General features: G+C 52.9%; 16 protein-coding genes and 2 tRNA genes. 6 read left to right on the top strand and 12 right to left on the bottom strand.

All coding sequences use genetic code 11. The features are described from left to right. The first annotated feature begins 63 nt into the window (after positions 1 to 63). Positions 64 to 255, top strand: coding sequence for a hypothetical protein (locus J0A66_RS12785; protein ID WP_206574205.1), 192 nt, complete (start codon positions 64 to 66; stop codon positions 253 to 255). 33 nt (positions 256 to 288) lie between these two features. Here J0A66_RS12785 and epmB read toward each other — a convergent pair whose 3' ends face one another. After that, positions 289 to 1,314 (bottom strand): EF-P beta-lysylation protein EpmB, encoded by a 1,026-nt coding sequence (epmB, locus tag J0A66_RS12780; protein WP_206574249.1) that lies wholly within the window; start codon positions 1,312 to 1,314, stop codon positions 289 to 291. Positions 1,315 to 1,346: 32 nt separating this feature from the next. Between epmB and efp the strand changes: the two genes are divergently transcribed. The 3 genes from efp to rep all read left to right on the top strand — a co-directional run bounded on the left by efp (position 1,347) and on the right by rep (position 4,975). Further along, entirely contained in the window at positions 1,347 to 1,916 is a 570-nt protein-coding gene (gene efp / locus J0A66_RS12775; protein WP_206574204.1) for an elongation factor P, read from the top strand. A 69-nt stretch (positions 1,917 to 1,985) separates the two neighbouring features. Continuing rightward, positions 1,986 to 2,963 carry an elongation factor P--(R)-beta-lysine ligase gene (epmA, locus tag J0A66_RS12770; RefSeq protein ID WP_206574203.1) on the top strand — a complete coding sequence of 326 codons (978 nt, stop codon included), beginning with the start codon at positions 1,986 to 1,988 and terminating at the stop codon, positions 2,961 to 2,963. Then, complete coding sequence (gene rep / locus J0A66_RS12765; RefSeq protein WP_206574202.1) at positions 2,963 to 4,975, top strand: DNA helicase Rep; 2,013 nt, start codon at positions 2,963 to 2,965, stop codon at positions 4,973 to 4,975. Before epmA ends, rep begins: the two co-directional genes overlap by 1 nt. 19 nt (positions 4,976 to 4,994) lie before the next feature. Here the strand turns inward: rep and J0A66_RS12760 are convergent, their stop codons facing one another. Together J0A66_RS12760 and J0A66_RS12755 are read right to left on the bottom strand one after the other, a co-directional pair. Then, positions 4,995 to 7,613, bottom strand: coding sequence for a bifunctional diguanylate cyclase/phosphodiesterase (locus J0A66_RS12760; RefSeq protein ID WP_206574201.1), 2,619 nt, complete (start codon positions 7,611 to 7,613; stop codon positions 4,995 to 4,997). A 137-nt stretch (positions 7,614 to 7,750) separates the two neighbouring features. Beyond that, positions 7,751 to 8,149: a c-type cytochrome gene (locus tag J0A66_RS12755; protein WP_338143889.1), complete on the bottom strand. Its 399-nt coding sequence runs from the start codon at positions 8,147 to 8,149 to the stop codon at positions 7,751 to 7,753. Positions 8,150 to 8,357: 208 nt separating this feature from the next. Here J0A66_RS12755 and J0A66_RS12750 point away from each other — a divergent pair. After that, a tRNA-Arg gene (locus tag J0A66_RS12750) sits at positions 8,358 to 8,432 on the top strand. A 402-nt stretch (positions 8,433 to 8,834) separates the two neighbouring features. On the opposite strand, the gene J0A66_RS12745 is transcribed toward J0A66_RS12750, so the two are convergent. The 9 genes from J0A66_RS12745 to mutY form a co-directional block, all read right to left on the bottom strand. Continuing rightward, positions 8,835 to 9,602: a hypothetical protein gene (locus tag J0A66_RS12745; protein WP_206574200.1), complete on the bottom strand. Its 768-nt coding sequence runs from the start codon at positions 9,600 to 9,602 to the stop codon at positions 8,835 to 8,837. Between the two features lie 13 nt (positions 9,603 to 9,615). Continuing rightward, the gene (locus tag J0A66_RS12740) at positions 9,616 to 9,798 is read right to left on the bottom strand and encodes a hypothetical protein (protein WP_206574199.1); all 183 of its coding nucleotides are present in this window, start codon (positions 9,796 to 9,798) and stop codon (positions 9,616 to 9,618) included. Between the two features lie 326 nt (positions 9,799 to 10,124). Beyond that, entirely contained in the window at positions 10,125 to 10,409 is a 285-nt protein-coding gene (gene nadS / locus J0A66_RS12735; RefSeq protein WP_206574198.1) for a NadS family protein, read from the bottom strand. Next, positions 10,406 to 10,582 carry a type II toxin-antitoxin system RelE/ParE family toxin gene (locus tag J0A66_RS23950; protein ID WP_439098868.1) on the bottom strand — a complete coding sequence of 59 codons (177 nt, stop codon included), beginning with the start codon at positions 10,580 to 10,582 and terminating at the stop codon, positions 10,406 to 10,408. Before J0A66_RS23950 ends, nadS begins: the two co-directional genes overlap by 4 nt. A 2-nt stretch (positions 10,583 to 10,584) precedes the next feature. Continuing rightward, positions 10,585 to 10,740, bottom strand: coding sequence for a hypothetical protein (locus tag J0A66_RS23945; RefSeq protein ID WP_439098867.1), 156 nt, complete (start codon positions 10,738 to 10,740; stop codon positions 10,585 to 10,587). Between the two features lie 159 nt (positions 10,741 to 10,899). Beyond that, on the bottom strand, positions 10,900 to 11,139 hold the full coding sequence (locus J0A66_RS12725) for a hypothetical protein (protein WP_206574197.1): 240 nt from the start codon (positions 11,137 to 11,139) through the stop codon (positions 10,900 to 10,902). 962 nt (positions 11,140 to 12,101) lie between these two features. Beyond that, positions 12,102 to 12,177 (bottom strand) — tRNA-Phe (locus tag J0A66_RS12720). A 195-nt stretch (positions 12,178 to 12,372) separates the two neighbouring features. Then, positions 12,373 to 12,645 carry an oxidative damage protection protein gene (locus J0A66_RS12715; RefSeq protein WP_206574196.1) on the bottom strand — a complete coding sequence of 91 codons (273 nt, stop codon included), beginning with the start codon at positions 12,643 to 12,645 and terminating at the stop codon, positions 12,373 to 12,375. Continuing rightward, entirely contained in the window at positions 12,645 to 13,751 is a 1,107-nt protein-coding gene (gene mutY / locus J0A66_RS12710; RefSeq protein ID WP_206574195.1) for an A/G-specific adenine glycosylase, read from the bottom strand. Before mutY ends, J0A66_RS12715 begins: the two co-directional genes overlap by 1 nt. A 46-nt stretch (positions 13,752 to 13,797) precedes the next feature. Here mutY and J0A66_RS12705 point away from each other — a divergent pair, with 46 nt between their 5' ends. Beyond that, positions 13,798 to 14,502: an alpha/beta fold hydrolase gene (locus tag J0A66_RS12705; RefSeq protein WP_206574194.1), complete on the top strand. Its 705-nt coding sequence runs from the start codon at positions 13,798 to 13,800 to the stop codon at positions 14,500 to 14,502. Positions 14,503 to 14,572: the final 70 nt, after the last annotated feature.

Genomic DNA, 14,572 nt, shown 5'->3' with positions numbered 1-14,572 from the left:
CTCTCGAAGGCGGGCAATTTTGCCTGTTTTTCACTTCACTCACAAGCTGTAAGAGGAATCGGTATGGAACTACAAGGTGCAAGCACCTCTGGAACGTCCGACGTGTCGGCAGAATTGCGTGCTGCGAAACTGGCCAAGAGCCAGCAGGAGCAGGAAGGCAAGGCCGCGCTTCAGTTGCTGGATTCAGCCGCTGACGTACCAAAATCTTCATCAGCGAATCCGTCGTTGGGATCGAGTATCGATACCTTCGCCTGAGTCCTGGCCCTGCCGCTTTCCCTAAAAGGGAAATCAGGGCTGAAGATGTAAGTCAATGGGCGTTTTGCCGGGCTGGTTTCCAATCTCTCTGACGAGTTTGGGCACCAGGTAACCTGGCAGGCGCTTTATTGCTCCGGCCATAATCTCCCTGGCCCGGCTTTCCGGTAGATCAAAATGCGCCGCTCCCTGTACTCTATCCAGCAAATGCAGGTAGTAGGGAAGAATATCTGTTTCAAATAATCTTTCGCTCAGGGCCACCTGGGCCTCAATGGAGTCATTCACTCCTCTCAACAGCACGGCCTGGTTAAGTAAGGTGACGCCGGCTAGCCGAAGCTGCCGGGCGGCCATTTCGACAGCGGCATCAATTTCATTGGCATGATTGATATGCCAGACCATCACAGGTTTCAGGCGGGTCCCGGTTAACCATTCCATCAGCTCTGCGTTAATCCTGGATGGGATCACCAGCGGTAGGCGGGTGTGCAGGCGCAGCCGCTTGATGTGGGGGATGCTGGCAATCTGGGCCGTCAGCCAGGCGAGGAAGTCGTCTTTGGCCATCAGCGGATCGCCGCCTGATAAAATCACTTCGTTGATTCTCTGATCTTCGCGGATATGGGTCAGGGCCTGTTGCCACCCGGCTTTGGAGGGCGTGTTGTCAGAATAGGGGAAATGGCGGCGAAAGCAGTACCGGCAGTTGATGGCACAGCCCCCCCGGACAATCATCAGGACCCGGCTCTGATACTTGTGAAGCAATCCAGGCACGGCACTCTGCTGTTCCTGCAGGGGATCGGGACCAAAACCGGCGACTTGCTCGAATTCCTGCTGCAGAGGCAGCACCTGCCTGAGCAGGGGGTCCTGGGCATCTCCTTTTTTCATCCTGGTCACATAAGGCACTGGCGCCATCACCGGGAAGAGTTTGCGGGCAGCAAAACCGGCAGAAAAGGCCAGTGGATCCACTTCCAGATCGGCCAGCAGCCTGGCGGGATCCCGGTAAGCCTGCGCCAATTCTTTTTGCCAGGAAGTCTCTACAGGGGTAACAATTTTAGGTATCATCTGCGCCAGTACTGTGCGTCCAAAAAGGTAACGAGGAAAAGATGGCATTTTACAGCACAAACGAATTCAAAGCTGGACTAAAAATCATGCTCGACGGTGAGCCGTGCAACGTCCTCGAAAACGAATACGTCAAGCCCGGCAAAGGCCAGGCCTTCAACAGGGTAAAGATTCGCAAGCTGATTTCCGGCAAGGTGCTGGAAAAGACTTTCAAATCAGGCGATACAGTGGAAGGCGCCGATGTGATGGATATTGAACTGTCCTACTTGTACTCGGACGGCGAGTTCTGGCATTTCATGAACAATGACACCTTCGAACAGATTGCCGCTGACAAGTCTGCGGTGGGTGATACGATCAAATGGCTGAAAGAAAATGATGTCTGTACCCTGACCCTGTGGAATGGCTCACCCATTACGGTTACTCCACCCAATTTCGTTGAACTGGAAATCACCGAAACGGATCCTGGGGTAAAAGGCGACACAGCCGGCACGGGCGGCAAGCCGGCAACCCTGAGCACGGGTGCCGTGGTGCGAGTGCCTTTGTTCGTCCAGACGGGCGAGGTCATCAAGGTGGATACCCGCAGCGGCGAATACGTTTCCCGGGCACAGAAATAAGCAAGTTGCTTAATGAATAAGCCCACTTCGGTGGGCTTATTTGTTTCAGATCCTTTTTTGAGATTTAAGATGAATTCTTCTGCCACCTGGCGACCCACCATTTCAATCGGCAACCTGCGTGCCCGTGCCCGGGTACTCGCCCAGGTCCGGACTTTTTTTGCCGAACGTGATGTGTTGGAAGTGGAAACCCCTGTGTTGTCCAACGGCACAGTGACCGATGAGCACCTGCACAGTTTCAGCACTGAGTTTGTCGGACCAGGCGCAGCCGGTGGCAAGACCCTGTATCTGCAGACATCGCCCGAATATGCCATGAAGCGGCTACTGGCAGCGGGAAGTGGTCCCATCTATCAGATCTGCAAGGCTTTTCGTAATGAAGAGGCCGGGCGCTGTCACAACCCTGAATTCACCATGCTGGAATGGTACCGGCCGGATTTTGATCATTTCGATCTGATGGATGAACTGGATGCCCTGATGCAGCTGGTTTGCCATACAGAAAAGGCTGACAGAATCAGTTACCAGCAGGTCTTTATCGATTGCCTTGGTCTGGATCCCCTGACCGCCACCCTAGAGGCATTACGCACAGTCGCGGCTAATCTGGGACATGGGGAATTGGCTGAGCGGGAGGCGGACCGTGATACCCTGTTACAGCTACTGTTTTGTGACGGAGTGGAAAGGCAGATTGGCAGGCATGTCCCCTGCTTTGTGTATGATTTCCCCGCCTCCCAGGCGGCGTTGGCCAGACTGAACCCGGATGACAGCCGGGTGGCCCGGCGTTTTGAGTTGTATTTCCGTGGGCTGGAGCTGGCCAATGGCTTCCATGAGCTGACTGATCCCCTGGAGCAAAAACAACGTTTCGACCAGGACAACCAAAAGCGTGAAGTACAAGGCCGGCCAGTACGCCCCATCGACCCGAATCTTCTTGCAGCGCTTGAAGCTGGGTTGCCGGACTGTGCAGGCGTTGCTGTAGGGGTGGACAGACTGCTGATGCTGGCCATGGATACACAGCGAATCAGTGACGTGATCAGTTTCGATGTTGGGAACGCCTGATGCGGCTTAATGAGGCTCAGAATCAGGCGGTCACCTATATTGCCGGCCCTTGTCTGGTCCTGGCAGGTGCCGGCAGCGGCAAAACCCGGGTGATCACCAATAAAATTGCCTACCTGGTACGCGAGTGCGACGTCCCGGCCCGGCACATCGCTGCCGTTACCTTTACCAATAAGGCGGCCAGGGAAATGAAGGAAAGGGTGGCGCAGACCCTTGGCAAACAGGAGGCCAGGGGCCTTAAGGTCTCCACTTTCCATACCCTGGGCCTGAATATCATTAAATCCGAGGTCAAGGCCCTGGGCATCAAACCCGGCTTTTCTCTGTTTGATGACAAGGACAGCCTGGCGCTGCTCAAGGATCTGACCATGGAGCAACTGGATGGGGATAAGGATCAGCTGTCTTTGCTGCAGTCTTGCATCTCCAACTGGAAGAATGATCTGATCCTGCCCGAACAACTGCTCAGGCAGGCCAAATCGACAGGGGAGCAGGAATTCGCCCAGTTTTATCTGCGTTATCAGCAGAACCTCAGAGCCTATAATGCCCTGGATTTCGACGACCTGATCCTGATGCCGACCCTGCTGCTCAGGCAGAACGAGACGGCGCGACAAAAATGGCAGGGTAAAATCCGCTATCTGCTGGTGGACGAGTATCAGGACACCAACACCAGCCAGTATGAACTGGTCAAGCTGCTGGTGGGTGAGCGGGCGCGCTTCACCGTGGTGGGCGACGACGACCAATCCATCTATTCATGGCGGGGGGCAAGACCCCAGAATCTGGTGTTGCTGCAAAAAGACTTCCCCTCCCTGAGAGTGGTCAAGCTGGAGCAGAACTATCGTTCGTCCGGGCGCATCCTGCATAGCGCCAATATCCTGATCCAGAACAATCCCCATGTGTTTGAGAAGAAGCTTTACTCGGAGCTGGGTTACGGCGATCCCCTTAAAGTGCTGATAGCCAAGAACGAGGAGCATGAGGCAGAGCGGGTGGTGGCTGAGCTTATGGCACATAAGTTTATGAATGGCACCCAGTATAAAGATTATTCAATATTGTACAGGGGTAATCATCAGTCCCGTCTGTTTGAGAAGGTCCTGATGAGCAACCGTATTCCCTACAAAATAAGCGGTGGCATGTCTTTCTTCGCCCGGGCTGAGGTAAAAGACATCATGGCTTATCTGCGTCTGCTGGTGAATCAGGACGATGACAACGCCCTGCTGCGTGTTATCAATGTGCCGGCCAGAAGCATTGGCCGCGCCACATTGGAAAAGCTGGGTAACTTTGCCAACGAATTGCACCAGCCCCTGTTCAGTGCGGCCTGCCACGGGCAACTGCACAATGTGCTAAGTGGCAAGGCGCATGGGGCGGTAGAGGGGTTCGCCCGCTGGATAGTCGAAACCTCGGACCGGGCGGTACGGGGCGATACCGTGGCGGCCATACGCGAGATGATCAAGGCCATGCAATACGAGGAGTATCTGTATGAGATCAGCGCCAGCCCCAAAGCGGCAGAGATGGCCATGAGCAACATCAGCACGCTGTTCGGCTGGATCACCGACATGCTGGAAGGCAACGAACTGGATGCCCCCATGACCCTGCCGGAGGTGGTCAATCGCCTGATTCTGCGGGATATGATGGAACGTGGAGAAAGCGACGATGAGTCGGATCAGGTGCAGTTGATGACGTTGCACGCTTCCAAGGGCCTGGAATTTCCTTTTGTCTTTATGGTGGGTATGGAAGAAGGGCTATTGCCCCATCAGAGCAGCATTGACGAAGACAATATCGAAGAGGAACGGCGGCTGGCCTATGTGGGTATTACCCGTGCCCAGCGGGAGCTGTTTTTTACCCTGGCCAGAGAGCGGCGGCAATACGGTGAAGTGATGAACCCGGAACCGAGTCGCTTCCTATACGAACTGCCTCAGGATGATCTGGTCTGGGAACACAAAAAGGTGAAGGACAGTGCTGAGGTACGACAGCAGAAAGGCCAGGTTGGTATCGCTAACCTGCGTAATCTGCTGAAAAAATAGTGAGTCAAATGGCTATGATTCAAGCCTGGCTGAGTTTCTGCTCATCGGCCTTAACCAAATTCAGCAGTTTTGACGGGCAAATATAGCTGCCCTGACCGAATTCACAGCCAATCTCCAGCAGGGCCTCCAGTTGCGCCTGGTTTTCCACACCTTCGGCAATCAGTTTGAAGCCCAGGTGTTCGGCGATACTGAGCACTGACTGGATCATTTTCAGGTTCTTGTCCGAGCGTGGCAGGGATTTGACAAACCTGTGGTCGACTTTCACATAATCGAAAGGATAGGAGTAGAGATAGCTGAGCGAGGCCAGTCCGCTGCCGAAATTGTCCAGTACCAGGGTAATACCGGCCTTTTTAAGCTTTTTCAGGGCCGGAAGTATATGCTGTGAGCGTTTGTTCAGATCGTTCTCGTCGAACTCCAGCACCAGTTGCTGCGGATCGATGCCCGCCTGCTGGATTTGCTCCAGCAACTGATTGACCAGCTTGTTCTGCAACAGGTGGTTAATGCTCAGATTCAGGGCAATCCGCACCGGTTTGTCGGCGTCACGGTTCATCTGTCTAAGGCATTCACAGGCCCGTTCCAGCATGAAGTTGTCCATTTCTATGGTCAGTCCGCTGTGCTCTGCAACTTGCCAGAACTGTTCCCGCTTAACCTTACCCAGGGTCGGATGCTGCCAGCGGATATAGCATTCCAGGTAGACCCATTCATTATTGAGTAAGTTAGCCGCCGGCTGGCAGTAGCACTCGAACAACTCCTCCTTGAGCATGCGACGAAACTCTGCCTCCAGCTCCACTTCCTCGAGCAGGCGTTCGCGCATACTGCTGTCGAAAGTGACGTATCGGCCCCGTCCCAGTGACTTGGCATGGTACATGGCGGCGTCCGCATCCCGTATCACCTCCTCGGCGCTGCCATACCAGCTTTGTATAAAGGCGATACCGATACTGGCACCTGAGTACATCTCCTTGTCTTCCAGGATGAAAGGCTGGGCCAGCAGTTCGATAATACGACCGGCCACTTCCTCGGCGTCGTCTTCCTCTTCCAGACTGTCCAGCAGTATCACAAACTCGTCGCCCCCCAGTCTGGCCAGCAGGTCATGGCCCCGGATACATTGCGCGATCCGCTTGGATACTTCGATCAAAAACATGTCACCGGCATGGTGGCCTATGGTGTCGTTGATCAGTTTGAACCTGTCCAGATCGATAAACAGTACGGCAAAGTTATGCTCTGTGTGGCGCTTTTTGTTGGCCACTGCCAGTTCCAGACGATTGCTGAACATCACTCTGTTGGGAAGATCCGTCAGGGCATCGTGATGGGCATCGTGGATCAGCTTAAGTTCGATTTCCTTACGCTCTTCAATTTGTTTCTTCAGGTGCTGGTTGGTTTTGTAAAGCTCCTGTGTGCGTTCTTCGACCTTTTCCGCCAGTTGCTGGTTAATCTGTTGCACCGCATCGGCTACCCGTTTACGCTCCATGGCCACCGCAATGTGGTGGGACACGAACTTGAGCAGCTCCAGATCCTTCAGAGAATAAGCCTGGGTGCTTTCATAGGTTTGAATGGCGATGACCCCTGAGATTTCACCCTCAACCACCAGGGGGGAGCCCAGCCAGGAATTGTCACGCCTGACCATACGCTCGCTGACAAGGGGCTCCAACTGACCTTCCTCCATCAATGTGGTGGCCCGTTCGGCATTGATCAGGGCAGCCTGGCCGGTCCTGAGCACATATTCCGTGAGTCCCCGGCCCATAGGTCGCGGTTCGATAGTCTGATCCAGCTCATCGCTGAAATAGGGGAATTCAAGATAATTGCGTTTCTTGTCGACAGTGGCGATATAACAGTTGGGGGCACTGAGCAGCCGGGACAAAATGTCGTGGAGGCTGGAGTAGAAATCCTTCATGTCCCCTTCGACATTGGCCGACAGTTCGGAAATCTCGAATAGCGCCTGTTGCAGGGACTCGATCTTCTGCCGTTCCTGTATTTCTTCCTGCAACTCCTCGTTCATCAATCGCAACTGGCGCGTACGCTCGCGAATGGTTTTTTCGGTAATCTCGCGGCTCTTCACCCGATCCAGTGCGTTGACAATATGCTGTGAGACGAAGACCAGCAGCTCGAGATCCTGTTCGGAATAACGGATGGAGTCGTCATAGCTTTGCACCACCATGGCGCCGATCACCTGCGAACCTCGCTTGAGGGGCACACCAATCCAGTCGACCGGATCCGAACCCAGCTCGGCCACTTCGATGTTCTTCAGTTGTTCGCGGTAGTTTTCCTTGGTCAGGAACAGGGGCTCGCCGGTCCGCAGTACATAGCCCGTCAGGCCTTTTTTCAATACGGAGGAGGGCATTTGCCGGACACTCAACTCGTCGAACTCATCGACGAAATAAACGAACTCAACCAGTTCGGTGCCCTGATCATAGAGGGCGACGAAGAAGTTCCTGGCATTCATCATGCCGCTGATAATGTCATGGACGGCGGGGTACAAACGAGGCAACTCGCTCACTGAGTTGGCGAGTTCCGAGATGTCAAACAGGGCCTTTTGCAACGCCTCTGCCTGCTGGTACTTGTTGGTAAGCTGCTGTAACTGAGGCACCAAAGCGCGAAGCTCTTCGATGCTCATCTGCCCAGCATTATTTTCCGCTGTCATGTTGCCTTATTGTAAGCGAATAGTTTCTATTTTGAGTTATTCTGGTCGCTAACCGGACAAAAATAACCCAAATCAAACAAAAAGACCACCGAAAGGTGGTCTTGGCTAAGTCGGAAAACGCTTTGTTTCAGAGTGGTTTAGATGCCTTCTATCATGTGTTCGACAGCGGCCTTGATCTCTTCATCAGAGCAGGAACCACAGGTTCCTTTAGGGGGCATGGCGTTGAAGCCGTTGATGGCATGATCCAGCAAAGTGTCCATGCCTTTGGCTATTCTGTCCTGCCAGGCTGCGGCATCCCCAGCCTTGGGAGCACCCATCGCCCCTGTGCCGTGACAGGCAAAACAGGAAGCCTGGTACACGTCGGCGCCTGAACGGGGGCCTGAGGCGGCAGCGGTCTGAGCTTCAGCACCGGCAACACGCACCTGGCCAACAGGTTTAATGCGGTCTTTAATAGCTTCCTCGGACATATCCTGAGCCTGACCGGCAGCGGCCACCAGCAGACTCACACTCAATACTAGCAATGCTCTGAATTTCACAAACTACTCCCGCACCTTCTGGTCTTTGAATTCGTTAGTGTTTTGGAGCACAGATTATAACGGTAAATGGATGCCCGACAACCATTTCTGCCCGCCAGGTGCCAATAATCCCTGAGGATATTTTTTAGAAGTCCCATGAGTCCGTTGCAGAGGATTGATTTCGATGAGGCTTTAAGGCATAGTACGCGGCCTTCAGACAGACTGTCTCGCTCTCGTGGTGAAATGGATATCACGTGGCCCTCCGGAGGCCAAGGTCCAGGTTCGATTCCTGGCGAGAGCGCCATCTTCCAAACGTTTTTTTCGCTAACGCTTAGTCCCAAGTGACCAAACCTGATCTGGCCGCCTGATACTTATCTGTCACCAATAGAACTAGTGCAGCAATACCGAATGCTGCTGTTGAAATTCCATCAGTGCAGCGTAGAGAAAAGACATTTCTTGCTGTGGGCGATAAGCAAAGACGAAGTTGAGTAAGCATTGGGGAGTCTCTTGTGGTTTGCAAACTCCGATGATTTTGGAAAACGGACCCCTGAAATGGCAGTTAAATCTTCTTAAATTTTCTGACAGCCTGCTGTCCCATCCTGGCGTTCAGTTGGTGGCTGAATCGAAAATGGCTTGTAACCAGTTGCTTGTATTGGGCTTGGTCTTAGGGAGGTTATTGCTATGGGTGCTAACCTGTTCTGCCCAACTATTGAATGGGTTTTTCGTAGACGTAGTAATACTCCAGATTGAGATTCTTGATCTCACAGTATTTCAACGTCAGCCGGTCACCTTTAATCTGATAGAACCTGTCTTTCGGTGAACTTGTATCTTCGGCAGGCGCAGGAGGATCACCTTCAAGCTCCTGAGGCTTACTGCCAGTATCGTCATTGTCTAACTTCCGCCTGCTGGCATTTTCAAGCACCAGTCGATCGGGCTGGCCGTCTTTTGTCAGGTAGAAAGCATCGACGATACCGTAATACAGATAGCTCCCGGAATTGAGATCCAAGAGGCAAGATGCCTTGATTAGCTGGGCATCCTGTTTGGAAGACAACATCCCTTTGAGCTCGTAATACCAGGGCGTATCAAAAGAATATAGGGAGTTCTTGTAGGGCGAGTATTTCAAAACCAGGTACTGGGAAAATTTACCCAGAGCGTAAGAGCCGACCATGGTCACCAGGAAGTAAGCGGTTATCCAGTCGATGTTCTGTGTGATGACCTGTATATCTTCATCCGTCAGTTTGGTTCCCGTTAGTAGCTTCACCGCGTAAGAAAGCTGTGCGGCATTACCGATTAATGAGCTTAGGTGCAAAGTAAGTGTATGAACCAAGACAGCCAGAAATACGGCAAGTCCAAAAGACATATCAAACGGCTTGCGGTCAATTACCGTGTTTTCCCGGCGTTCAAAAGCGCCCAGAAATACAAAACCCGGCATAATGAGCAGGATGATTAGGAGTGCTGGAAGCGCAATGTTCACGCTTGGGACTGTGCTACTGAGTCGCTGTTCTCAGTTCAGCATCAGTCATGGGGCGGGTGGAAATAATGTACTTCTTACCGTTGGAAAGGGTGACTTCATCCACTTCTTTACCGCTGGCAACAATACGAGTCAGTTCATCGGAACCCCGCTGATCTTTCAATACCTCTGCCGCTATTCTGCCAAGAAGTGCTTTCATCACTAACCTTCCACTGAAGTTCAGATTCTGACCGATAACGTACCTTGCTATCCGTTTACGGTCAATTCGCTTGTTTGAGTATAACAAACCGCCGGGCAGAAAAGTTTCTTATTTCTCCAGCATAAGAATCACTGAACAGGCGGGGCTGGCTACCCCAAAGCATATAAAAGAAAAGGCCCCTTCTTTCGGTGATGAGTTTTGGTCAGAGGCGGAATCGAAAAATGCTCTTAACTAATTGTTTATATGTGGCTTTAATAGTCTGAAAACGGCTTGGTATTGCTATGGGTACTGCTAAAACCCAAAGCGCCATTAGAAATGCGCTTTAATTAGTGAGCGGCAAGCTCCCTGTAAACAGCCGGGTTGTCTTTGATCGTAGCCAGCACTTTGGCTGCCAGTCCGGTGGGATTGCGACGTCGCTTCTCCCAGCTTTTGATGGTGTCCACACTTGTGCCCAGCACAGCAGCAAACTCTGCTTGCGATACATTTAACTGGGCGCGAATCGCCTTAACATCGGCCACTTCATAGCGAGTGACCCGGGATGGCTTCTTATGCCCCTTCTCGATTTCTACCGCTTCCTCAAGGGAGGTCTTCAGGTCATTAAAAATACTCATTTGTCCTCTCCTTTCAGTTTCTTAACCAGATTTCTCAATTCGGCTTTCTCGCCCTTGGATAAAGAATCTTTGACGTTTTTGGGGTACGGCAGTATCAGGTGAATTTTCTCGGCATGGGCCAGGAAATAAATCACCCGCACACTTCCGCTTTTCCCCTTGCCGCCAACAGCCATCCTTACTTTGCGCAGCCCCCGGTATCCCTAATCAGATCGCCTTTTTCAGGCTGTGCAATCAGTTCTGCCTGGAGCGCCTTCAGTTCGTCGTCCGTTGCTAACTCTTTAATCTGCTTGGTAAAGATTGAGGTTTCAACAAACTCTATTGCTCTACTCATTGGACAGCTCTTGTCCCTAAGACAGATAGTGTACATGGTACACCTTACAGAACTCAAAGAAAATTAACCGCAGCCAAAAAAAGTTTCTTATTTCTCACAGAAAAAAATCAACCTTAAGCGGCGGTGCCGGCCACCAGCAGACGGCAGGATTTGCCCCCCTTACCCCCTGGGGAGCAGCCCATTAGTTACCACCAGGTAGAGCGAGCCAATAAACAGCAATGCCCAAATGGCACTTCTCAGAGTCCTGGATACTCCCAGTCCTTTTTCCATTGCCAGGGTCAGTGCTCCACTCACAGCGTAGAGGCCAACAAGCACCACCACAAAGAGTAAGACATTATCGGTCACGTTTTGCATAGCTTGTTTTGCTGCGTCCATCTGTTCGGTTTCTCCAAGCTCCATTTTTGCCTATCCTACTGCCGGTGCCGCAACTTGCCCAGCTTTGTCCAGTTAGCCTATATCCGGTTGATTGACTGAAGCCCTTTAATACCAAGCCTTGCAAAACAATGCCCACCGCTAACTGGACTGGACAAGCCCAAAAACGATTTTTCATCTCAGGCTGCCTATAACCGGGGTCCGAATTACCCGCTACGGTAAGACTACGGTAAGGACCCAACGCTGGTGGACTACGAAGAAAACAACAAGAACGCTTTTCAGGGTCTTGCACATTGCTTTCGTCGGGCCGCTAAGAACCCGCATGGCCCGACCTTTGGAAGTACCTTCTCGCTTTTACTGGGCTATCTTTCATAGTTGCGTGTAATGGAAGGTTCGAGCAGTGAAATTCAACTATGGGCCGGGGGATATTGTCCGCCTTAGCTGGGATAACACACCCATGCGGATCACTAAGGTCAAATTTCTTGAAGAATGGTCGCCATATCCTGTCGAGCTGACTTTGGTTTACCTGGAGGACGGGGATAGTTTGACGATGCCTGTTACCGTTGAAGAGGTCCAAAGGTTTCAGTTTCAGTAGAGTTGCCAAGCAAGAATTTTCTGAAGGCTACCAGAGGCGGAATACTCGCCCCTTCCCTGGCGCTCGCCCTTCGGGCCATCGTCTTGCCTCCGATGTTCCAACTTGTTCCAGACAAGTTGGTCGAACCGCGGTGGTTCTCATCCGGCCTGTGAGGCACGTAAAACAAAAAGACTCCTTCTTTTCGCGCATAAGCATATATCAGAAAGAGATTTGCTGAAGGCTGCCAGAGGCGGAATGCTCGCCCCGTCCGTGGGGCTCGGCCTGCGGCCCGCCCTATGGGCGTCCAAAAATTTTCCAGAAATTTTTGTCGAACCAGGCGGTGATTCTCATCCAACCTGCTTTGGACCATATAAAAGAAAAGGCCCTGTCAGATGACAGGGCCTTTTCTTTTATATGGTGCCCAGAGGCGGAATCGAACCACCGACACGAGGATTTTCAATCCTCTGCTCTACCGACTGAGCTATCTGGGCAAAATTCGGTTGACTGGCTGGCAACTGGTGCCTGCGCCGTCGTGGGTGCGTATTAAACGGATTCCGACCGGTTAAGTCAACCTCTTTTTTATGCTTTTGGTGCCTTTGCACAAGGAATAATCAAAAGGACGTGAAAAGTGTCAGTCAGCGCTTTTCTGTCTTTTAACAAGGACCCGACGGGGGCTCTCATAAAGGTTAATCTTTTGGCGGCACATAGCCTTCAATGTCCACCTGGTGGCCTTCAAACAGAAACTTGGCCATCTGTTCCTCGAGAAAGGCCCGGTGTTCCGCATTCATCATATTGAGCTTTTTTTCATTAATCAGCATGGTCTGCTTTTTTTGCCATTCAGCCCAGGCCTGTTTGGATATATTGTCAAAAATCCGTTTGCCCAGCTCGCCCGGGTAGAGCTGAAAGTCCAGCCCTTCGCCTTCTTTGTTGAAGTACTGGCAAAATACGTTACGTGCCATTAAAACGCTCCTGCATTGTCGGCCTGATGTTTTCTCAGTGTACTAAAAAGTGTCTGGGTTGGCGCGGCTAATCCCACATTGGCGGGCTGGTCCAGTTGATACCAGAGCTGCTGATCTTCATGCACCGCATCGACCTTCGGAGCATTGGCCAGTTCCAGTACCAGCGGGCGGATGTGCAGATGGAAATGGCTGAAGGTATGGCGAAAGCCGGACAATTCCTGCCGTCGGTGTTGGCCCAGTCCCAGCGCCCGTATCTGCTCTTCCACCTGTGGTTCGCTGTCTGCCTGATAAAATCCCCAGAGCCCGCCCCATAACCCGGTTGGCGGACGCTTGTATATCAGCACCTGATTCTGCCATTTGGGCAACAGCATGATGGTGTGGCGTTCAGGCAGGGCTTTTTTGGCCTTCTTACCCGGGAATTCCGTTTGACTGTCCAGGGCAAAGGCCCGGCAGTCCTGATGTACCGGGCAGTGCAGACAGTTGGGTTTACTGCGGGTACAGAGGGTGGCACCCATATCCATCATGGCCTGGTTGTAATCTGCCGTGTTTGTGGCGGGAGTCAGGGCTTCGGCCAGTTGCCAGAGCCGGGTCTCGACTTTTTTCTCACCCGGCCAGCCTGCTATGGCCCCATGACGCGCCAGTACACGCTTGACGTTGCCATCCAGGATGGCATGGGGCTGATGGCAGGCCAGCGACAGGATGGCGCCAGCCGTGGACCGGCCGATACCCGGCAGGGTCATTACCGCTTCCTTGTCCAGGGGAAACTGTCCCTGGTGCTGGTCCCGGATCTGCCGGGCGGCCTTTTGCAAATTGCGGGCCCGGGCATAATAGCCAAGGCCCGTCCAGTGATGCAGTACATCGTCCTCGGGGGCATCGGCCAGGCTGACCACATCCGGGAAGCGTTGCATAAACTTCTGGTAAAAAGGAATCACTGTGCTGACCTGGGTCTGCTGCAACATGATTTCCGACACCCATACGGAGTAGGGGGTCTTGTTCTGCTGCCAGGGCAAATCCTTGCGGCCATGGCGCATAAACCAGGCGAGGATCCTGTCTGCAAAGGATAAATGGGGTAAGGGCAACTTGTTGTCCTGATTACAGCTAGGCATATTAGGCTGCTATCATACCAAGCTGAATACAAAAGTCCTGAATCTCATGTCCAGTCAGTTACCTGTAATTTTTTTTCCCGGCACCCAATGTGACGAACGGCTGTGGTTGCCTGTGTGGCGGCAGATGCAACTGGCCGATCGCCGTTATGTGCCCCTGCAGTGGGCCGAGACCCTGGAGCAGATGCTGGGCCTGACCGACCATGCCGCGGCAGGCGACAAGGCGCACCTGGTAGGCTTTTCCATGGGCGGTTATATCGCCAGCCGTTTCGCCTTAGACAATCCGCAGCAGGTGGCTTCTCTGACGTTGATTGGTTTCTGCTCAACGGGCCTGACAGTTGAGGAAGTTAAACAGCGTAAGCAAATTATCCGCGCACTCGAAAAAGGCCAGTTCCGCCCCATGTCAGCCGAACGGTTGGCCATGCTGGTCAACCCGGACAGCCCCAACCGGCAGCTGGCCGAACAGACAGTACGGGAGATGGAGCAGGATCTGGGCGCAGCGGTGTTAAAATACCATCTCTGTGCGGCATCCGAGCGTCCGAATCTGACCGGTGTCCTTGCAGGGGCTCCGTTTGTGATTAATATTCTGGCCGCCGCCGAAGACCGGGTGGCACCGCTGGCCAGGCTGCAGGCCATGCAACAGGAGATTGGCCCAAGGGGGTTTGAGATCTTTGCCGGAGCGGGCCATATGTTACCTCTGGAGCAACCTCAGGCCCTGGCCGCCTCCCTCACCCGGCTGCTGCAGGAGCCTTAGCATTGAACCGGCAAACAGGGCATAATACGCGGCCTTTTGCGGGCACCAGCTTCCCAATTGAATTGACCGA

Source organism: Bowmanella dokdonensis, from assembly GCF_017254865.1.
Classification (GTDB): Bacteria; Pseudomonadota; Gammaproteobacteria; order Enterobacterales; family Alteromonadaceae; genus Bowmanella; species Bowmanella dokdonensis.
This window is presented reverse-complemented; position numbering and strand designations above follow the sequence as displayed.